Source organism: Chitinivorax sp. PXF-14 (assembly GCF_040812015.1).
GTDB lineage: Bacteria > Pseudomonadota > Gammaproteobacteria > Burkholderiales > SCOH01 > JBFNXJ01.
The window spans coordinates 45,310-63,956 of record NZ_JBFNXJ010000007.1 but is presented as its reverse complement, the minus strand read 5'-3'; the positions used below and the strand labels follow the sequence as shown (position 1 = coordinate 63,956).

20 protein-coding genes and 1 tRNA gene are annotated in these 18,647 nt (G+C 62.7%); 18 read left to right on the top strand and 3 right to left on the bottom strand.

Annotated elements, in window-relative coordinates; translation table 11 throughout:
* Positions 1–19 precede the first annotated feature (19 nt).
* The 6 genes from ABWL39_RS10440 (at position 20) to imm40 (ending at position 3,455) form a co-directional block, all read left to right on the top strand.
* On the top strand, positions 20–316 hold the full coding sequence (locus ABWL39_RS10440) for a DUF1330 domain-containing protein (RefSeq protein ID WP_367790173.1): 297 nt from the start codon (positions 20–22) through the stop codon (positions 314–316).
* A gap of 45 nt (positions 317–361) precedes the next feature.
* Entirely contained in the window at positions 362–904 is a 543-nt protein-coding gene (locus ABWL39_RS10435) for an NAD(P)H-dependent oxidoreductase (RefSeq protein WP_367790170.1), read from the top strand.
* A gap of 169 nt (positions 905–1,073) precedes the next feature.
* Positions 1,074–2,426, top strand: a complete 1,353-nt coding sequence (locus ABWL39_RS10430; RefSeq protein WP_367790167.1) for an RHS repeat domain-containing protein — start codon at positions 1,074–1,076, stop codon at positions 2,424–2,426.
* Positions 2,423–2,818: a hypothetical protein gene (locus ABWL39_RS10425; protein ID WP_367790164.1), complete on the top strand. Its 396-nt coding sequence runs from the start codon at positions 2,423–2,425 to the stop codon at positions 2,816–2,818. Before ABWL39_RS10430 ends, ABWL39_RS10425 begins: the two co-directional genes overlap by 4 nt.
* Positions 2,819–2,895: 77 nt before the next feature.
* Positions 2,896–3,108 (top strand): hypothetical protein, encoded by a 213-nt coding sequence (locus ABWL39_RS10420; protein ID WP_367790160.1) that lies wholly within the window; start codon positions 2,896–2,898, stop codon positions 3,106–3,108.
* 2 nt (positions 3,109–3,110) lie between these two features.
* Positions 3,111–3,455, top strand: a complete 345-nt coding sequence (gene imm40 / locus ABWL39_RS10415; protein WP_367790157.1) for an Imm40 family immunity protein — start codon at positions 3,111–3,113, stop codon at positions 3,453–3,455.
* 72 nt (positions 3,456–3,527) lie between these two features.
* On the opposite strand, the gene ABWL39_RS10410 is transcribed toward imm40, so the two are convergent.
* A complete protein-coding gene (locus tag ABWL39_RS10410) occupies positions 3,528–3,860 on the bottom strand; it encodes a hypothetical protein (protein WP_367790154.1) in 333 nt (110 codons plus the stop codon).
* 463 nt (positions 3,861–4,323) lie between these two features.
* Here ABWL39_RS10410 and ABWL39_RS10405 point away from each other — a divergent pair, with 463 nt between their 5' ends.
* Both ABWL39_RS10405 and ABWL39_RS10400 read left to right on the top strand, forming a co-directional pair.
* On the top strand, positions 4,324–4,722 hold the full coding sequence (locus ABWL39_RS10405; RefSeq protein WP_367790151.1) for an antitoxin Xre-like helix-turn-helix domain-containing protein: 399 nt from the start codon (positions 4,324–4,326) through the stop codon (positions 4,720–4,722).
* A 34-nt stretch (positions 4,723–4,756) separates the two neighbouring features.
* Positions 4,757–5,095, top strand: coding sequence for a hypothetical protein (locus ABWL39_RS10400; protein ID WP_367790148.1), 339 nt, complete (start codon positions 4,757–4,759; stop codon positions 5,093–5,095).
* Positions 5,096–5,515: 420 nt separating this feature from the next.
* Here the strand turns inward: ABWL39_RS10400 and ABWL39_RS10395 are convergent, their stop codons facing one another.
* Positions 5,516–8,506, bottom strand: a complete 2,991-nt coding sequence (locus ABWL39_RS10395; RefSeq protein WP_367790145.1) for a hypothetical protein — start codon at positions 8,504–8,506, stop codon at positions 5,516–5,518.
* Here ABWL39_RS10395 and ABWL39_RS10390 point away from each other — a divergent pair.
* The gene (locus ABWL39_RS10390) at positions 8,454–10,190 is read left to right on the top strand and encodes a recombinase family protein (protein ID WP_367790528.1); all 1,737 of its coding nucleotides are present in this window, start codon (positions 8,454–8,456) and stop codon (positions 10,188–10,190) included. The genes ABWL39_RS10395 and ABWL39_RS10390 overlap by 53 nt on opposite strands.
* Here ABWL39_RS10390 and ABWL39_RS10385 read toward each other — a convergent pair.
* A tRNA-Met gene (locus ABWL39_RS10385) sits at positions 10,147–10,223 on the bottom strand. The genes ABWL39_RS10390 and ABWL39_RS10385 overlap by 44 nt on opposite strands.
* Positions 10,224–10,756: 533 nt before the next feature.
* Here ABWL39_RS10385 and ABWL39_RS10380 point away from each other — a divergent pair.
* The 9 genes from ABWL39_RS10380 (at position 10,757) to ABWL39_RS10340 (ending at position 18,646) form a co-directional block, all read left to right on the top strand.
* Positions 10,757–12,691: an FHIPEP family type III secretion protein gene (locus ABWL39_RS10380; protein ID WP_367790143.1), complete on the top strand. Its 1,935-nt coding sequence runs from the start codon at positions 10,757–10,759 to the stop codon at positions 12,689–12,691.
* The gene (gene sctC / locus ABWL39_RS10375; protein ID WP_367790141.1) at positions 12,681–14,327 is read left to right on the top strand and encodes a type III secretion system outer membrane ring subunit SctC; all 1,647 of its coding nucleotides are present in this window, start codon (positions 12,681–12,683) and stop codon (positions 14,325–14,327) included. The genes ABWL39_RS10380 and sctC overlap by 11 nt, the downstream gene beginning before the upstream one ends.
* Before the next feature lie 9 nt (positions 14,328–14,336).
* The gene (locus ABWL39_RS10370) at positions 14,337–15,377 is read left to right on the top strand and encodes an FHA domain-containing protein (protein ID WP_367790138.1); all 1,041 of its coding nucleotides are present in this window, start codon (positions 14,337–14,339) and stop codon (positions 15,375–15,377) included.
* A gap of 48 nt (positions 15,378–15,425) precedes the next feature.
* On the top strand, positions 15,426–15,761 hold the full coding sequence (locus ABWL39_RS10365; protein ID WP_367790135.1) for a hypothetical protein: 336 nt from the start codon (positions 15,426–15,428) through the stop codon (positions 15,759–15,761).
* Between the two features lie 167 nt (positions 15,762–15,928).
* Positions 15,929–16,288 (top strand): hypothetical protein, encoded by a 360-nt coding sequence (locus ABWL39_RS10360; RefSeq protein WP_367790132.1) that lies wholly within the window; start codon positions 15,929–15,931, stop codon positions 16,286–16,288.
* A 7-nt stretch (positions 16,289–16,295) separates the two neighbouring features.
* On the top strand, positions 16,296–17,081 hold the full coding sequence (gene sctJ, locus ABWL39_RS10355) for a type III secretion system inner membrane ring lipoprotein SctJ (RefSeq protein ID WP_367790129.1): 786 nt from the start codon (positions 16,296–16,298) through the stop codon (positions 17,079–17,081).
* On the top strand, positions 17,078–17,617 hold the full coding sequence (locus ABWL39_RS10350; RefSeq protein WP_367790126.1) for a hypothetical protein: 540 nt from the start codon (positions 17,078–17,080) through the stop codon (positions 17,615–17,617). Before sctJ ends, ABWL39_RS10350 begins: the two co-directional genes overlap by 4 nt.
* A complete protein-coding gene (locus ABWL39_RS10345; RefSeq protein ID WP_367790123.1) occupies positions 17,614–18,246 on the top strand; it encodes a FliH/SctL family protein in 633 nt (210 codons plus the stop codon). The genes ABWL39_RS10350 and ABWL39_RS10345 overlap by 4 nt, the downstream gene beginning before the upstream one ends.
* A 4-nt stretch (positions 18,247–18,250) precedes the next feature.
* The gene (locus ABWL39_RS10340) at positions 18,251–18,646 is read left to right on the top strand and encodes a hypothetical protein (protein ID WP_367790120.1); all 396 of its coding nucleotides are present in this window, start codon (positions 18,251–18,253) and stop codon (positions 18,644–18,646) included.
* Position 18,647 lies beyond the last annotated feature (1 nt).

The window sequence follows — 18,647 nt, the reverse complement described above, 5'->3', positions numbered from 1 at the left end:
CACAGTAAGGAGACTCACCATGACAACACCCGCTTATTTCGTGATCGACGTGAAGATCACCGATCCGGAAGGCATCAAGCCGTATCAAGCTCGCGTCGAGGACACCTACAAGGCCTTTGGCGGCGAGCGTATCGTCGTCGGCGCCCAGCCGGAGGCACTGGAGGGGCTGCCACCGGCCGGCCGCATCGTGATCCTGCGCTTCCCGAGCCTGGCGCTCGCGCACGCCTGGCATGACTCGGCTGCCTACCAAGCCATCCTTGCTTATCGCCAGGCCGCAGCGGAGAGCCGCGCCTATTTCGTCGAGGGTGTTGCTTAAACAGGCCGCCACATCCCCACTATCCCTGACTCCAAGGACATCAATATGAAAACACTGGTCATCGTTTCCCACCCGTATCCGGAGCAGTCCCAAACCATCAAGGCATTGCAGCAAGCCGCCAGCCACCTTGCCGACGTTGAAATACGCAACCTGGAATCGCTATACGGCAACGACATGGCAGCGATCGATGTCGCTGCCGAGCAGCGGGCCTGTGAAGAGGCCGACCGCATCGTCTATCTGTTCCCGATCCACTGGTTCAACCTCACGCCGATGCTCAAGGCCTACCTGAATCAGGTCTGGACTTATGGCTGGGCCTTTGGCCCCGGCGGAACCGCGCTGCAAGGCAAGGAGATGCTGGCTGTGGTGACCGCGGGCGCGTCTGCCTACACCTACTCCGAGGCAGGGCTCATCCGCAGCACGATCGAAGACGTGCTGACACCGATGAAAGCCAGCGCCCACTATGTTGGCATGCGGTATGCCACGCCATTGGCCTTCTTTGAGGCCCGCGGGCTTGATCAGGGCAAACTCGCCACGCTCGAGCAATCGTTTGTCGAGCGCATTGCGACGCCCGTTGGCGAAGCCGCCTAGTCACGAGGACGCCGGGCGATGGCAGGAGATAGCGCATGATCAAACGCAAGCTTGGCCAGGGGCTGGAAGTGTCGGCGCTTTGCCGCGCTTGATGGTTGCGGGCATGTCTCAAGCTGTCCAGGCAACAGCCAGGCCATTGTCGCTCTTCAGGTTGCCGTTGCCATCGTAGTTGAATGCCCCGCTGACGGCAGCGTATCGCGGGTCGGCATACAGCCGCGTCAAACGCTGCGTCAGCGCCACCGGGTGCAGTAGCTACACGGTCTACCTCAACCCGAGGCTGGACCTGGGGGCAACCTATGAGCGGGACGTCAACGGAGACAGCGAGAAGACCAACGCCTACGTTTATGCCGCGGGCCAGGTGATTGGCAGCTTCGAGAGCCAGAACGGCATGGCGCACATGCGCTACTTCCACCGTGACAACTTAGGCTCCATCGCGGTGATCACCGACAACGCGGCAAGCGTTGTCGAGCGCCTGTCCTACGATGCCTGGGGCAAGCGCCGCCAGCTCAACGGCAGCGACGACAGCAGCAACAGCATCAAGGGCATCGTCACGCACCGCGGCTTCACCGGACAGGAACACCTGGAAAACCAGGGCCTGGTGCGCATGAACGGCCGGGTTCAGGATCCGTGGCTGGGCATCTTCCTCTCGCCCGACCCGGTGATCGGCTCGCCGGACAATCCGCAGAACTACAACCGCTATGGGTATGTGCAGAACAACCCGCTGACGTTGACGGATCCGAGTGGGTTTATTGCACAAAGCAGCACCTTGGATCAACGGATCACGGATGCCATGAGCAATCGTGAACGGTTTCTGAGTGGCGTGGCTGATCAAAGTGCCATGCAGGCCCAGAAGCAGCTAATGATTGCCACTACAACCGGGGATCAGATCGGGGTTGCAATGAATGGGAATCAGGGGCTACCCCAGGGCTCCGGAGTAGATACGCTTTTCGACTTGCCTCGAGGCCCGCCATCAGGTACCCAATATGTCTGGGATCAACAGAAGTATGCGATGTTGCCCTTTTTGTATTGGGGCGCGGCAACCCTCCTTGATATAGCTGTCGCCTGTTCAACACGTGTACCATGTGTGGATATTATTGAAGGCGTTGTCGGTGCGGCAACGGGCACACCATCGCCTGGTAATTTGGTGGGCTCTGCCCCGGGGCGTGCCGCTGCTGGTGCAAAAGCTGTTTCCAATGAGATAGAGGCCGCAAAGGGTGTTTCGACAGGGGCAGAAAGCGTTGCCAATGGCCTTCGCCTTAACAAGTCATTGGCTAGCGAACAGCAAGCTGCTGAACTTCTATCTGGTGGCGGAGTGAATGTTGCAGGCAATGGAACCCGAACGGTATTGCGGGATGCTCCTCGATTAGCGGCTGAGTACGGTGGGCAAGCCAGCGACTGGGCAAAGATCAGTAGCGGCAGTTATCGAGCCGTTGATGGATTGCAGTTTGAAATACATGCTTATAAAAACGTGGCCACCGGCCAAGTTGTAGAACTTAAATCCATTCCGATGGTGACGCCATGAGAGTGAGCTGCGTTGCGACTACCTTGTCTGTTGAGCAAAAGCGCGTACTTGGGGTTGGGATATCAGAAAATCCGCTATTTCAATTGACGATTGGCTCTGCCTATGTGGTGCTCGGGTTGGCGTATCAAGTAGGTTATTACGCTGGTCCGATACTTCAGGTGCGAGACGATTTTGGGAAGTGCGTTTTTGCTCCGCTCTGCTTGTTTGACATCGTTGATTCACGCCCATCTAAGTACTGGGTAGCAAAACGTCTTGGGGATTTTGAGCTTGCTTTATGGCCGGAGGAGTTTTTTGTCGAATACTTCCATGATGATCTGAGTAACAGAGAACCTGCTGCAGTTAAGGTGTTTCATGGCGTGATCGACAAACTCGAAAACGAATTCGTTGATTAGATGCCGCAAAGGCAGCAGCGACGGTAGAGAAGGACTTCTTCGCTGGCACGAAATACACGGACAAGGTGTTGGGCCAGATGAAGCAAGGAGATTTTCATGCCTTCCCTGAAAGCGTGAAAGGCTTCCAGGATGCTGGACAGCTAAGCAAACTCACTGGCGGGGATGGAGTAGTCCGCGACATGCTGAAAATACCAGGCGAATATAAAGGCAAACAAGGCGTGTTTGAATTTATCAAAGAATCCGATGGCTCCATCAACCATCGCTTGTTTAGACCCGATGCAGGGCAATAGTTATGGAAAATATTTGGTCTAGTGAGATTGATTCTATCTTGAGCGTTGGCCGCACTTTGGACAGTGTTGGCGTGCGTAACTGGGCGCTTGAGAGGGAAGCCGCTTTGGCGGCGCTGGAGCAACTGTCTGCAATCAAAGTTGCCGTGCTTGGTGGCGATGTGTACGCGGTCAACGGTGCTAATGTCGAATCGAATTACGATAATTGGTACTGCAATCGGGACGGTGGCGAGGCTGATGCTGACTTCGTTGAACGAAGTATTGCCAAGGCAAGAAGCTACATTACCAACTATCGAGCTAATGCAGGAAGCGTGCTTTTTGCGATAGTGCCGAGTGTTGTGTTGAAATAAAGCGGAACGCGCTTTTGCGCAGCAATCTTCCAAAGCCGGTGCCGAGAAATCCGCACCGGCTTTTGCTGCCCGCTACCAATCAATCTCCCGCTTCCTGGTCGCATCCCACACGAACTTCGGCAGCTCCCCCGGCTTGGCCGGCGTGGTGGTCGGGTTGGCCACCGGCGCCTCGGTCTTGACGGTCGGCGCCACCGGTTCACCTTTAGCTCCCGCCAACTTGCTGACGCGCTTCTTGGCATGCACGAACTCATGCACCGCCCCCACGCTGACCGCCACGCCCTGGCTGGCCAGGAACACCACCACCTGCCGATAACTGACGCCGGCCGCCAGCAGCGCCACGATCTCCGCCTCCCACGGCCCCAGCTTGCCTTTGGGCGCCGTCGCCTGCGCGATAAAGTCCGCCACATTCATCGTCCACCCCCTGATACCGGTCTCGATACTGGGCAGGGTAGCGCGTTCGGCGGGTGTTCGGTAGTCGTTAGGCGGTTGTTCGGTTGTGGTGATCGGTTTTACGGGTTCTGTTCGGTGATCGTTCGGCAAATGTTCTGCCACTGTCCCAGGTGCGTCCTACCTCTCAATCGCCCCTGCCCACGCCCGGCTGTCCACCTAAAATCCACCCAACGTCACAAACCGCCAAGCAATCAATGGCTTACGTGGTTTCACGGGAGACCCGCAGCCCCTCATCTCTATCACACATCACGCAACCTGCCGGTTGCGCCGCAAACCCGCGCCAGTGCTGGCTTCCAGCGTTATTCCACATCCGCGTTACCGTTATAACGCTACCCCGTAAAGCCACCCGCCAAGCCAGGCGGCGCAAAGCTTGGCGGATTATTATGGGTACATCGCGCCCATCGACAGCGAGCCGCCCATGCCCAGCCTGACCGACCTCCTGCAAGCCACGCCCGCCGACCAGATCGCCGCCGTCCGCGCCGGCCTGCCAGCTTGCGCCGCCGCCACCCTGGCCGAAGGCCACGGCCTGACCCCCGCCGACCTAGCCCCGGCACTGGGCCTCAGCCCGGCCACGCTGACCCGCCGCCTGCACACTGGTGGGCAGCTCGACCCAACCGCCAGCGAACGCCTGCTGCGCCTGGCGCGCATCGCCCACCAGGCCGCGGCCGCCTTCGGTAACCCCACCCGTGCCGGCGCCTGGCTGATCCGCCCGCACCGCCTGCTGGGCGCGGCCCCGCTTACCCTGCTCGACACCGCCCACGGCGGCCACGAGGTCGAACGGCAACTGCTGGCCATCGAGCACGGCTTGCCGGTGTAGGCCGACCTGAAAGGGATTCAAGGAGGAATACGGTATGCGCGTCATCATTTACGACGAGGCGGCAGCCCCCGAAACGCTGGCAGAGGCATTGCGCGAAAACGCCATCATCGTGCTTGGCCTGGTGCGCCCGGAAGCCCGGCGGATTCAGGATGAGACCGGCGAGCTGTTCGACGAAGACGAAGTTCCCATCCAGCTTGAAGCGCTCTTCGGCGACGATATGGAAACCACCTTCGGCTGGCTGCACTACATGGTGAATCCCGAGATGTACCAGCGCTACAAGGACGAGGGCATCCGTGCCTTGATCATGAAAGCCCTGGAGCGCCAACGCCGCCAAGGTGATCGGCAGCCAGTCTTCGCTGCCTCGGTCTTTTAAGCTGCTCGCGGTATCGGTAAGTTTTATAGGCGCAAAACAACACCCGCCACATAAATCTGGTATCAGCTTGTGGTTCTGTTTACCCGCAGACCGGTGACAGAGCGTTGACCGGAAAACCCTACACCACCCCTATACAGGGCCCAGAAAACCAAAAGGCCCTACACGCAGCTGCATGTAAGGCCTTGATATTCTTGGTTGCGGGGGCAGGATTCGACATTAATTTTGCTCCCCGCATCAGCATCATCATTCCAGCAAGCGGAAGTCTCTCGAGTCGGAGACCTTCTCTCGAACACGCAGGGTTCTTCATTACCAGATAGGAAGAACTTGGATGATGGTGGCAAAACGTTCGACGCTGATTGCCATACCGCACTCTGCTCAAGTCAGGCCAACGCCTTTAACTCATCACAAGGGAGAAACAAATCATTTCTGGGTGAAATGGTCATTCAAGGCCTCAATGCCCAACCCTTCTTGGGGCATCCAGAAGCCATCTGTCCAGAGAGAGGCCAGTAGACCTCCTAATTCTACACCCAGCCACTCCTGAGCCACGATTATCATACTGTGCGTATTACTCTCAGTATCCAGAGGCCGACGTATCCCATGACCCAGAAGCCACTGGTAAAATGGGGTTGCAGGCTTCACTTTAGGCTCACCTCTGATAGCCGTATTGAAATCAAGGGGTATCTGCACCCCTGTCGGGTCCAGGTCTCCGAGGTATTCGACATCCACACCATCCACCTCCTGAAGAACCTGGCCCAGAGCCCGTCCGCTGCTCCGGAACCCCTCTCCTGCTCCATAGACTACGGCAGCATACCTACAGGCCTCATGGTTCCACTCTCCAAAGCTCCAGAAGCTATTATGATTCTCAAGAACCAATACCGGTTTGCCCGGTGCTTCTGCCTGCCGGTAGGGCAATGGCAAAGGTACCTGGAAAGCCCCAAGCGTCGATAGGCGGAGCCGCCCAGCAAACAGGGTGTCGCCCGTGCGCAGGTAGTCCAGACGCTTCTCATCACCGAAAATCTGAAGAGACCGCTCTTTGATAGGAACCTGGCGCAAGGTGCCTCGTCGCGTCAAAAGAAACTCGTTGATAGCAAATGCCGCTTCGAGAGAATTGCACTTCAATTCAGGCCAGAACCCAAGTTCGGGCACCCAGGACACCGCCGCATAATCCCGGTGCGGAGCCTCCTCAGTCCTCACTAGCTGAATCCAGTTGGGCATTGGGGGATTGCCGCGCTTCTCCCAACTTCCGGCTGCCGGCAACTGGATGAGCTTGGCCACTTCCAGTCCACGCAGGTCAGCCAGCAGCAGGGCATTCCGGTCAGGATTATTCGCGGTCTCGGGGCGCAGTTCGAAGAATGCCCGGCGCACTTCCTGCAGGGGCACCCGTTTGCGGCTGCTTTGGTTCAGCCGGGCAAACAGCTCGATGTTCACCCGATTCTGCTGAAGCTGGGTTGTCAGGGTCCGCGTATGCTTCTGAGCCAATTTCGCGTCCTGCTCAGCTTCCAAAGCAAGTCGCCTCGCTTTCTTGGCCTCTTCACGAGAGGACTCCACCTCCTCCAGGCAGGCCTGATGGGACTTCTCAGCCAAATCAATTCGGGCAGTGAGGGCTTCACCCTCCAGGGCCAGCATAGTTTCCGTCGGAGCGAAGGCCGGTGGGTGTTTAAGCCGGAAGTCTGCCAGACGACTGTTCTCCACCGCCAGCTGGCTTTCTTTACCCCTCAGTACCTTGTCCGCTGCCTCGATGTCGTGCTCCACGGCCGGAATGGCCTGCTCGAAATCCAAGCCCATATAGGGCGTGACTTCGGAGCGGACCACTCCCCCAAATTGCTTGGTGAAGGCAAGGGTCTTTGTAGTAACTGCTTCCCGTGCCTGCTCCAACCGCTGTTGCAGCAACCCGAGCCGTAGCTTCTCCTGGGTTTCCAGGGTTTCCACCGCCGTCCAGTGCCGGTCCCGCAGGGTCACGAGGCTCTCGGGCTGCGCCTCCAAGGTTTCCTTGGCCGGAAACGCCTTGTCGACATGCTTCAGCTGTCCCCGCTCCTGGGCCAGCCTGTCGGCGGCAGCTTCCAATACCAGCTGCTGCCGGATGGCTTTTCCCTTGAGGTCCTCCAGCCCAGCTTTGGCCACATCAATTTCGGAGCGACGCTCCCAGTGGACCTTCAGTGCGTCGTCAATTTCCTGCAGCCGGGCCCGACGGTAGACATGGTCCAACTCATGGGTTTGTTGGTACTGGGCGATGTCACCGGTCGCGCGCTTGGCGTCTTCGGCCGCAGAAAGAGCCTCCTGGCACGCCTTCTGGCGCTGCCCGACTTGAGTCTGGCATTCGGTTACCGTCTGTTCCGCCTGGTTAATTCGCTCACTGGCGGCGGTAATATCGAGTGCCTGCTGCTCGGTTTTTACCCGAGCTTCCTGCATCTTGACGGCGCTGTAACGCTCCAGGAAGGCATGCACCTTCTGCTTGCCGTTCCAGGCATCGTCCCGCAGGCACACCTGGGCGGCTCGTCGGGCTTCCTCGTCTGTCGCTTGTTTTTCCAGGGAAACAAGCAGGACCTTGGCAGCTTCCACGTTGAACCGGGCATCGTCCTCGGCGGAGAGTACGATGGCGTCACTACGACCCGGTTCCGCATCGAGCGCTGCGGTGGATACCATGACGGGTGCTGTCAGGCTCAGGGGAATTTCCGTGATGCCCCGGGCTTTCTCGAACTCGCTGGCCGCCACGCACACCCCAGCGAAGCGGCTGGGATTACTGGCTACTAGAGTCCGGGCCTTGTCTGAATCGGGCAGCGCTCCGGCAATGTAGCGGTTGTAGGGCTGAGCCGAGCGGACGCCTAGGCTCTTAAGAGCGGAGACCACCCAATCCACGTCCCGGGAACTGCCCGCTACGCCAGTTTCCTCGATGGAGGAACGAATGGCTCGCAGTTCTGCCAGCCTGACATCCGAATGGGAAATTTCCCGCTCCGCACTCATCATCATGCGGTCCAGGGCGGTGGGTAGGGCCGGCGACTCGGGGTCCGCCACCTCGGCATCGGCTGCCTGGCGCAGGATGGGCATTTGGGCGAGTGCTTCCCGTTGGGCTTCCCCTTCGCCCAGGTACCGAAGCCCCTGAGCCCGCTCGGTGGTGAGTCGCGCCCACAACTCGGACTCGCTCTTGATGGTGGTTTGAGCTGCCTTTTCCTGCGCCTGTAGTTCGGCTATTTCATTTCCCAACCGCGCCACGCTCACCCGCTGTTCGGTTTCCACCACCTGCCACCGTGCGATGCCGTCAGCAGTCGTTTCCTCATCGAACAGGTAAGGAAGCGCTCGATGGGGGTCTCGAAGCAGGAGAAGATGAGGCTCAAGAGCGTTGTCTTGACTCTCCAGCACCATGCGCACAGCGCGCTCACGAACTTCCGGGGAGTACTTGATGGGTTTCTTCATGGTTCCATTCTCTCAAGAGTTGGAGCCTCCACCAAACCCGGGGCGGTTCAGTGACAAACAGCGTAAGACCTCTACCGAGGACCAGACCCGAAACTGCCGCGCCTTTGCAGCACGCGAAGGGTTGACGGTTACCGACACCTTCAGCGATGAGGAGGTCTCGGGGACCACCCGTGCTCGGCCAGGCTACAACGCGATGCTTCAGGCTGCGGAACAGCAGGCATTCGACGTGCTGCTGGTGGACGACCTCAGCCGATTGGCGCGCGATGCTACCGAACAGGGATTGACGCTCAAACGCCTGAAGTTTCTCGACATCCGGATTGTGGGGGTATCGGAAGGCTATGACTCGGACGCGCCAGGCGAGAAGATACATGCCGCCGTCAAAGGGCTACTGAACGAGCTCTACGTGGACAACATTCGTTTTCAGACCAAGCGCGGACTGGAAGGCCGGGCACTACAGGGCATGAGTGCCGGCGGCCGGGCCTATGGCTATGACTCCAAGCCGGTCATCGAGAACGGCCAGGTCGTCGGCCATGCACTGTGCGTCAATGAAGAACAGGCCATCGTCGTAAGGCGCATCCACCGGATGTTTGCCGATGGCCACTCCCCTATGGCCATCGCCGCGCGGCTGAACGAAGAAGGAGTGCCCTCACCGCGCGGAGGAACGTGGGCCCGTTCTGCCATTCACGGCGACCCCAATGACGGCAGCGGCATTCTGAACAACGCCATGTACGACGGCTGCTACATTTGGAATCGTAGTCGCTTCATCACGAACCCGGATACGGGGAAACGCACTCGCAAAGCCAACGATGAATCGCAATGGGTAGTCGTTGACGTACCAGAACTGCGCATCGTACCAGCCGAGTTATGGGCAAAGGTCAAGGCACGGCAGCAGGCCATCTCCGAGAAGAGCAAACTGAAACAAGCCGCAGCGGGCGAGAGAGCTCGCACTGGGGCCGGGCCGAAGTATCTGCTTAGCGGACTACTGAAATGTGCCGAATGTGGGTCGAACTACGTCATCGTGGACCGCAGTCGGTACGGCTGCGCTAGGCACAAAGACAGGGGGGCCGCGGCGTGCTCAAATAGCCTGAAAGTTGAACGGCACCTGATGGAGCGCACAGTGCTGCAGACACTGAAAAAGCGCTTGCTGACGCCAGAAGCGCTTAAGCACTTCAAGCTCAGTCTTTCGTCAGAGGCGAGCCGGCAGCTTGAAGAGTCCTGCGGTGATGTGAAGCGGGTCGGCAAGCGCCTAGACGAAGTCAAACGCCAAATCGGCCGACTGGTGGATAGCATCAAGGCCGGAATCGCCCCTACGATTCTGCGCGACGAACTGAATCACCTCCAGCAGGAGCGGGATGTGCTGGAACGAGAGTACGCACAATCACATGGTAGTGCGCCGGTCGTGTCTGATGTCATCGCCACCGCTATCGTGCGGTACGACCACCTCATCGCCAATCTTGAGAATCTGCTGATGGCTCGGGTGACCGAGGCTCGTGAACTGCTGAAGACCCTCTTTGGCGGCTCGATTGAACTACTGCCGAAAGAAGATGGGACCGTAGAAGCAAAAATGGCCGGCATGGCAGCCGGCCTTTTCTCGCTATTTGCGCTAACACCCGATTTTTTGACCGAGAGTCAGATAAATGTGGTTGCGGGGGCAGGATTTGAACCTGCGACCTTCGGGTTATGAGCCCGACGAGCTGCCAGACTGCTCCACCCCGCGTCTGAAGAGAACGAGATATTATCTTGCGGATATCGAGGCGTCAACCCCCTTTCGTATTTTTTTGTGTAGATCGGTGTGCTGACGGTGGTGGCCGGGGGGGGGGGATGCGCTATCGAAGGTGGCTTGCTGATCGCTGTTTGCCCGATTTTGAGAGGCGGGGGCGGGGGGAGGTGAAAATATTTTTTCCAAAGTACTGCTTGTGATCGGTATCTCGATAGGGAAATGTCGGCTTGGATGGCGCGGAGCATCGTATGAATGAATTGGTTCTGTGCGTTGATTCTATGACGAATATATTGTCTTACAGCGCTGTTTATGGTGTCAGAGATATTCTTGAATCAGAAAACAATGTTAGTTTGATATTTTATAAATCAAATTAAGTAAATATTCTCTTAAATCCATTTAAATGACATTTGCAATTGTGTCTGGTTAGAATCCGCGCTGCTCCAGACCTGTGCGCTTGTTGATTGTCGGCACCGGCTGTCGGATGGATCGGCCGACTGGGAGCCACACAACAATAGAACGAGGTAAGCAGCGTGGACACCAAGGCCCGTACGGGAGCTCTGGCCATGGCCTTTGGCCGTTACAGCGATTTGGCGCTGGCGCTGGGCGTGGTCATGATCATCGCGCTGATGGTGCTGCCGCTGCCGCATTGGCTGATCGACATGCTGGTCGCGTTCAATATCGCATCGGGCCTGTCGTTGCTGCTGTTCGCCATTTATGTGCCGAGCGTGCTGGCGTTCTCGAGCTTCCCCAGCGTGCTGCTGATCACCACGCTGTTCCGCCTGTCGCTGTCGATCGCCACTACGCGGCAGATCCTGCTTGAGGCCAGCGCGGGCCACATCATCGATACCTTCGGCAATATGGTGGCCGGCGGCAATCTGGTGGTGGGCATCGTCGTGTTCCTGATCATCACCGTGGTGCAGTTCATCGTGATCGCCAAGGGCGCCGAGCGTGTGGCCGAGGTGTCGGCGCGCTTCACGCTCGATGCGATGCCGGGCAAGCAGATGTCGATCGACTCCGACCTGCGCTCGGGCCTGATCGACCGCGACGAGGCTAAGCGCAAGCGCAAGGTGCTGGAACTCGAAAACCAGCTGCACGGCGCGCTCGACGGCGCGATGAAGTTCGTCAAGGGCGACGCGATCGCCGGCATCATCATCATCGTCGTCAACCTGCTCGGTGGGCTGGCGATCGGCATGCTGCAGCGGGACATGAGCCTGCCGGACGCGATGCACAGCTATTCCATCCTGACCATCGGCGAGGGCATGGTGGCGCAGATCCCGGCGCTGCTCGGCGCGATGTCGGCGGGCTTGCTGGTGACGCGCGGCAATGGCGAGGAGGGGCGCGGCAATCTCGGCAGCGCCATCGGCCTGCAGTTCCTGGCGCAGCCCAAGGCCCTGTTCGTGACCGGCCTGATCACGCTGCTGATGATGCTGGTGCCGGGGTTTCCGGCCGTGGTGTTCGCGCTGCTTGGCTCGACCCTGCTGCTGACGGCCTGGTTCACCGACCGCAAGGTGCTCGTCGACTGGCTCGACGGCCTGCGCGGTGCCCCGCTCGACGAGGCGGCGGACGGGGCGGAGGCCGATGTCGCGAGCGGCTTTACGCCGGCGTTGCCGCTGTCGCTGCAGGTGCGAGCCGAGGCGCTGGTGCTTGCCCGCGAGGCGGCCGCCGCGAGCCAGCGGCGGGGCAGCGAGGACCTGGGCTTCCCCTTGCCGCAGATCGAATGCCGTGCGGCCGCCGATGTGTCGCCGCAGCAGTATCGGCTGATGCTGTTCGGCGCGCCGCTCGCGGCCGGCGCACTGCCGGCCGATACGGCGGCCTTCTCGGCTGTGCTCGACCGCACCTTGCGGCGCGCACCCAGCCAGTTTCTCGGTATCCAGGAGGTGACGCACATCCTGGAGAAGACCGCTGAGTTCTACCCCGAGCTGGTCAAGGAAACCATGCGCGCGCTGCCTACCCAGCGCGTGGTCGACGTGATGCGCGCGCTCGTCGACGAGGGCGTGTCCATCCGCAACCAGCGCGGCATTCTCGAATGCCTGTCGGAGCGCGGCCTGCGCGAGAACGACGTGGTGATGCTGATCGAGCAGGTGCGGCAGACGCTCAGGCGGCAGATTTCGGCGCGCCACGCGGGGCAGGCGCTGTCGCTCGAGGCGATCCTGACCGAGCCGCAGACTGAGGATGTCCTGCGCCAGTCGGTGCAGATGACGCAGTTCGGCTCGCTGTTGATGCTTGACCCGGATCGCCGCAGCCAATTGCTCGCCGGCCTGCGCGCGGTGCTCGACGCGCTGCCGGCGGATGCGCGGAGCGGGCTGGTGCTGCTCGCATCTGGCGATGTGCGGCCGTATCTGGCGCGGCTCGTGGCGAGCGAGTTCGAGGCGCTGCCAGTGCTGGCTTATCAAGAGCTGATGCCCGACGTGACGGTGACGCCGCGCGGCGCGCTGCGTTTCGAGGAGACCGCCGATGCGCAGTAATGTCTGGCTGGCGGCGCTGTGCCTGTTGCTGGCGTGTACGTCGAGTGTGGCTGCGGCGATTCCCTGGGGTGGGCGCATCATCACCGTCAAGGCGCAGGAGCAGCCGCTGCCGGATTTCCTGCAGAGCTTTCTCGGCAGCCAGGGTTTCATCCTCGACATCAGCGAGCAGGTGAAGGGCACGGTCAGCGGCAGCTTCAATGGCCGGCCCAAGACCATCTTCGACAAGATCGTGCGCACCTATTCGCTGCTGCCCTATTACGACGGTGCCGTGCTGCACGTCTATGCCGCGAGCGAGGCGCAGACCAAGACCTATGGTGTGAGTCCGCAGCTGATCGGGCGCGTGGTGCAGACGCTGGGCCGGCTCGACGTGCTCGACGAGAAGCACACCTTCCGCGCGCTGGCCGACGAGGGTGTGCTGATGGTGTCGGGCTCGCGCCGCTTCATCGACGATGTGGACAACATCCTGAGCGCGGCGCAGATCAACGCCAGCAGCGGCCCGGCCATGTTCCGCCTGTTCAAGCTGAAGTACGCCTGGGCGGCCGATGTCACGCTGAACCAGGGCGGGCGCGAGGTGAAGATCCCCGGCGTGGCCAGCACGCTGCGCAACCTGATGCTGAGCAGCCGCCGTGGCCAGCTCGAAAAGCCGGCCCGGGCCACGGTGGACAAGCTGCGCGGCCAGGGCATGAAGCCGGGCGAGCCCAAGGCCCCGGCCGAGCCGAAAGCGGAGCGCCAGCCCGACGGCGCCGATGACATGTTTGCGCCGGCGCAGCTGCCGCTGAATGCCGAGGTAGCCTATATCGAAGCCGACAAACGCATGAATGCGGTGATCGTGCGCGACACGCGCGACCGCATGCCGATGTACGAGCAGTTGATCCGCGAGCTCGACGTCGAGACGCCGCTGGTGGAGATCCAGGCCACCATCGTCGATGTGTCGCGCGACAAGATGCAGGAGCTCGGCATCAACTGGCGCTGGAAGAATGGCCGCTACGAGGCGCTGCAAGGGCGCGGCGACAGTTCCGACCTCGGCCTTGCGGACAACGGCCAGAGCGTGATCCCGAGCGGCGAGGGGCTCCTGCTGTCGACCATCCTCGGCGATAAGGGCAAGTTCATCGCACGGCTGCAGGCCCTGCAGCAGCAGGGCTCGGCGAAGATCGTGTCGCGCCCGCAGGTGCTCACGCTGTCGAACGAAGAAGCGCTGCTCGCCAACAACCAGAACTTCTATGTGCGCGTCGCCGGCGCCTACGAGGTCGACCTGTTCAACGTCACGGCCGGCACTGCGATGAAGGTGGTGCCGCACGTGATCCGCGAGGGCGACAAGGCGCGCATCCGGCTGCTGGTGAACATCGAGGACGGCAAGATCACCGGCGAGCCGAAGGTCGACCAGATCCCGGTGGTCGAGAAATCCACGCTGGCGACGCAGGCCATGATCTGGGAGGGCGAGAGCCTGCTGATCGGCGGCCTGACGCGCGACCAGAACGGCAACGCGGAGAGCAAGATCCCGCTGCTCGGCGACCTGCCCATCATCGGCCACCTGTTCAAGACCACCTCGTCCACCGACAACCACATGGAACGGCTGTTCATGATCACGCCCCGGCTGGTGCCGGCCGAGCGTGTCGCCGCCGCGCCGCTGCCCTGAAGGAAAAGCATGGCTACCCTGTCGAACACGCTTGCTTCGCTGACCATCACCGCCGGCCTGCATGAGGGCGCCGAGGCCGAGCTCATGGCCGGGCGCCTGCTGGTGATCGGTGCTGACGACAGCTGCGACCTGGTGTTGGCCGACCCGGGCCTGGCGCCGCAGCAGCTGGCTCTGCTGGCCCAGCCCGACGGCCTGACGGTGCGCGCGCTGGCCGAGGGCGCCGAGCTTGGCGGTACGGCGCTGCTGGCGGGCTACGACGTCAACGTGGCCGGCGAGGCGCGGCTGACCCTGCCGGGCGGCGCCGCACTGCGCCTCACGCGCCATGCCCGCCAGCCGCGCCGCGTGACGCAGAAGCGCTGGCTCGCGCTGGCGGCGGTATTGCTGCTCGGTGGTGGGTTGACCTCGATCGCCGCGCTCGATACGCCGGGCGTGTTCACCGCCGCTGAAAAGACGCTGCAACCGGCCGACGTGGTACGCCGGCTCGGCTTGGGCGAGCAGGTGCAGGTGCAGGCCGAAGGCAACGGCTGGCGCCTGAGCGGCGTGGTGGCCGACGAATTCGTGCTCGATCGCCTGCGCCACGACATCGGCCAGCTCGACGTGCCGGCGACGCTGGCGGTGACGACGGCGCCGCAACTGACGGCCGAGGTGGCCGCGCTGCTGCGCCTCAAGGGCGTCAGCGCCGCGCCGCATTACGTCGGACAGGGTGTGGTCGCGGCTGACGGCGCGCGGCTCGACCCGGCCATGCGCCAGGCGCTTGCCGACACCGCGCGGCGCGATATCCGCGGCCTCGCGGCGCTGCGTTTCGACGGCGTGGCCGAGCCCAGGCCCGTGCCCGACACGCCGGTGCTGGCGGCCGGCGCCGCCCCGGCCGACCCGGAGGCGAAGCGCGTGGTATCGGTTGTCGAGGGCGAAGAGCGCTATGTGGTCACCGCCGACGGCGGCCGCTATTTCGAGGGCGCCTGGCTGCCTTCCGGCCACCGCGTGGCGCGCATTGCCGACGGTAAGGTCTGGCTCGCGCGCGGCAAACAGATGGTGGAACTGGCGTTCTAGTGCCCGCCCGTTCCTGGAGTCGTTGTCATCTATCAGAGGAGCAATGCCATGCAAGGTTTACCGCAACTGAAACAGATTTCGATCAAGGACTACGCCGCCGCCGGCGCGGCCACCGCCGTCCAGCCGACCCCGGCGCGCGACCGCGCGAGTGCCGGCAACAGCTGGTACATGGCGATGACGCGTGCCTGGGGCGAGACGCTCGACAAGCAGGCCGGCAAGATCGAGACGCTGTCCGACGCCATCTCCAGTCAGGGTGAGGACACCCCGTCGGTGATGGTGCAGCTGACCGCCGAGGCGCAGCGCATGGGCTTCATGTCGAGCAATGCCTCGACCTCGAACAACAGCGTGGCGCAAGCGCTGGAGACCCTGGCCAAGAAGCAGTAACGCGACACGAGGCCCGGCCGCTCCCGGCCGGGCATGACGAGTCCAGCACCGGGGTGGCAGACGGGTGCCCCTCCCTCTACGCCATCCCGGCTCGCTGGGCCTGTCGTCTTACCCGGCGGCTTGCGCCGCGAGCCGCCCGGCAAGACGATACAGACAAGGCAGATACGATGGACATCACTTCGGTTTCCGCACTCGCGCAACTGGCGCAGCCGGCGTCGCAGGCCAAGGCCGGCTACGGTTTTTCGCTCGCCGATGTGGCGCGCTTCGAGCAGGCCTACCAAGGGCCTGGCAAGGTGCAGGAGAAGGGGCTGGCCAACATGATGGCGCCGCTCAACCGCATCGGCATCGAGGCGACGCAGTTTGCCCGCGAGATCGGCGCGATCACCCGCACCGGCGAGATCGCACCGAGCCAGATGATGATGCTGACGATGAAGGCGCACGAATTCATGTTCCAGTGCGAGCTCACCGCCAACGTCGCCAACCGCAGCTCGGACGGCGTGCAGCAGCTGTTCCGCCAGCAGTCCTGAGGTGCGCATGAACCGCAAGCGTATTGCCGTGGCGCTGGCCGTCGCCGTGCTCGCCGGTTGCAGCAAGGTCAGCCTGTATTCGCAGCTGTCCGAGCAGCAGGCCAACGAGATGCTCGCGCTGCTGATGCGCGCCGAGGTCGAGGCCGACAAGGTCTACCAGGACAAGGCCTGGAGCGTCACCACCAGCAAGGGCGACCTGCCGCGCGCGGTCGAGGTGCTCAAGGCCAATGGCTATCCGAAGGAGCAGTACCAGTCGCTCGGCGAAATCTTCAAGAAGGAAGGCTTCGTCAGCTCGCCGACCGAAGAACGCGCGCGCCTGCTGCACGGGCTGTCGCAGGAGCTGAGCAAGACGCTGTCCGCCGTCGATGGCGTGATCGTCGCGCGCGTGCACCTGTCGCTGCCGGAGAAGGACATCCTCGACGACAAGCCGAAGCCTGCGTCCGCCTCGGTATTCATCAAGCACCGGCCCGACGCCAAGATCGGCAACCACGTGGCCGAAATCAAGGCGCTCGTCGTCAACAGCGTGCAGGGGCTGCCCTACGACAATGTGACGGTGACGCTGTTTGCGGCTGACCCGAACCTTAGTACCGGCGTCAAGGTCGCGGCCATGCCGCCGCGCTGGGGCGACGATGCGGCGCTGATCGCGGGCGGCATGGTGGCCGGCGTGGGGGCCATCGCCGCCTCGCGCCGCAGCCGCGTGCAGGACGCGCTGGCCCGGCTCAGGCTGCGCCTGGGCCGCAAAAAGCCGGCACCAGGTAAGCCGGCGCAGGACAAGGCGGAACCCGCGCTATGAGCCTGGCCCTGCTTGCCATGTCGCCGGGCCGGTTCGCCGAGGCCGGGGCGCTTGACGGCGTGGCCGGCGAGCTGTTCGAGCTGGCCCGGCAGCGGGGGCTGGCGAGCCGCGTGCTGAGCCGTGCGCTCGCGCTGCCCGCGGTGACGCCGCCCCAATACGCGCTGCCGCCGCTGGCGAGCCGCATCGACTGGCTGCAGGCGGCCGGCCGCGTCGGGCTCGCCTACTGGGCGCCGGCGCTGCGCCGCGTGGTGGCGCGCGAGCCGCGCCAGCGGCTGATGCAGGCACTCGGTGCCGACGGCTACCGCACGGCGCTGGCGCTGCCAGCGCTCGCCATCACCGCACCGGCCGAGAGCCTGCCGGAGCCTGCGGCCGTTGCCGAAACCGGGCACGCCTTGCTGGCGCAGGCAATCGCGGCGCAGGGGTCGGGCTGGGCCGAGCATGCGCGGGCCGTGTTCGGCGAAGACGCCATGGTGCCGGGCGGCATCTGCCCGCCGGGTCTGGACAGCCTGTTGCCAGCCATCGGGATGGTGCCATGAGTTTCGCCGTGCGCCTGCCCCTGCTGGGCCACGAGCTGTCGCTCGAAAGGCGCTGGCTGACGGCCGCCGAGGCCGCGACGCTGGCCGATGCCCAGGCGCTGCTGGCGCTCGCCCGCGACGAGGCCGAGGCCATGCGCGCGGCTGCACGGGCCGACTGCGCCAGGCTGCGCGCCGATGCGCACGAACAGGGCTATCGCGACGGGCTGGCGGCCGTGCATGGCCTGTACCGCGAGGCGGAGCAACAGGCGCAGCGCCACCTCGACCAGCTCGATGACGAGCTGGTGCGGCTGGTGCTGGCCGGCATCCGCAAGCTGCTGCCGAGCCTGCCGCTCGACCGTCTGCCGCTCGATGCCGCGCGCGAGGCCCTGCGCGCGTTGCGCGGCGCGAGTGCGATCAAGGTGCGCGTGCATCCCGCCAACCTGGCGCGGCTCGATACCGAGCTCATGCGCTGGCGCGAGGCCTGGCCTGCCATCGAGGACATCCACGGCGTGGCGGACGACAGCCTGCAGCTGCTCGACGCCGTCGTCGAATCGGAACTCGGCACCGTGCACGCCACGCTCGAAGCCCAGCTCGCCGCGCTTGAGCTCGCGCTGCGCCGTGGTGCCCAAATATCGTTTAAGGGAGAGTGACGCCATGAATCGACTCTTGCTGCTCGCTGCCGTGCTGGCCTTGTTGACCGCGCTGGTCCACATCGTCGTCGGCAGCCTCGAAATCACCCGACCGCTGCTGGCGTCGGCCTTTTCCGACGAGATGAAATGGCTGCTGTTCGCCTGCTGGCACCTGGTTTCGGTGGTGCTCGCGCTGTCGGCGCTGGCCCTGCTGTGGGGCGCGCGCCAGCGCGGCAACGGTGCCCTGGCGCCGATGGTGAATTTCATCTCGCTGTTGTGGATCGGCTTTGCCGTGGTCTTCGTCGGCGTGGCGCTGAGCCGCCCCGAGCCCGGCTGGCTGCTGCGCCTGCCGCAATGGATGGCGCTGTTGCCGGTGGGGCTGATCGGCCTGCTCAGCAGCGCCCTGCAGGGAAGGCGCTAGC

Excerpts from the sequence above, each read along its gene's own strand:
- ABWL39_RS10440 (WP_367790173.1), top strand. The coding sequence starts at position 20 with ATGACAACACCCGCTTATTTCGTGATCGACGTGAAGATCACCGATCCG.
- ABWL39_RS10435 (WP_367790170.1), top strand. The coding sequence starts at position 362 with ATGAAAACACTGGTCATCGTTTCCCACCCGTATCCGGAGCAGTCCCAA.
- ABWL39_RS10425 (WP_367790164.1), top strand. The coding sequence starts at position 2,423 with ATGAGAGTGAGCTGCGTTGCGACTACCTTGTCTGTTGAGCAAAAGCGC.
- ABWL39_RS10420 (WP_367790160.1), top strand. The coding sequence starts at position 2,896 with ATGAAGCAAGGAGATTTTCATGCCTTCCCTGAAAGCGTGAAAGGCTTC.
- imm40 (WP_367790157.1), top strand. The coding sequence starts at position 3,111 with ATGGAAAATATTTGGTCTAGTGAGATTGATTCTATCTTGAGCGTTGGC.
- ABWL39_RS10405 (WP_367790151.1), top strand. The coding sequence starts at position 4,324 with ATGCCCAGCCTGACCGACCTCCTGCAAGCCACGCCCGCCGACCAGATC.
- ABWL39_RS10400 (WP_367790148.1), top strand. The coding sequence starts at position 4,757 with ATGCGCGTCATCATTTACGACGAGGCGGCAGCCCCCGAAACGCTGGCA.
- ABWL39_RS10390 (WP_367790528.1), top strand. The coding sequence starts at position 8,454 with ATGCGCACAGCGCGCTCACGAACTTCCGGGGAGTACTTGATGGGTTTC.
- ABWL39_RS10395 (WP_367790145.1), bottom strand. The coding sequence starts at position 8,506 with ATGAAGAAACCCATCAAGTACTCCCCGGAAGTTCGTGAGCGCGCTGTG.
- sctC (WP_367790141.1), top strand. The coding sequence starts at position 12,681 with ATGCGCAGTAATGTCTGGCTGGCGGCGCTGTGCCTGTTGCTGGCGTGT.
- ABWL39_RS10370 (WP_367790138.1), top strand. The coding sequence starts at position 14,337 with ATGGCTACCCTGTCGAACACGCTTGCTTCGCTGACCATCACCGCCGGC.
- ABWL39_RS10365 (WP_367790135.1), top strand. The coding sequence starts at position 15,426 with ATGCAAGGTTTACCGCAACTGAAACAGATTTCGATCAAGGACTACGCC.
- ABWL39_RS10360 (WP_367790132.1), top strand. The coding sequence starts at position 15,929 with ATGGACATCACTTCGGTTTCCGCACTCGCGCAACTGGCGCAGCCGGCG.
- sctJ (WP_367790129.1), top strand. The coding sequence starts at position 16,296 with ATGAACCGCAAGCGTATTGCCGTGGCGCTGGCCGTCGCCGTGCTCGCC.
- ABWL39_RS10350 (WP_367790126.1), top strand. The coding sequence starts at position 17,078 with ATGAGCCTGGCCCTGCTTGCCATGTCGCCGGGCCGGTTCGCCGAGGCC.
- ABWL39_RS10345 (WP_367790123.1), top strand. The coding sequence starts at position 17,614 with ATGAGTTTCGCCGTGCGCCTGCCCCTGCTGGGCCACGAGCTGTCGCTC.
- ABWL39_RS10340 (WP_367790120.1), top strand. The coding sequence starts at position 18,251 with ATGAATCGACTCTTGCTGCTCGCTGCCGTGCTGGCCTTGTTGACCGCG.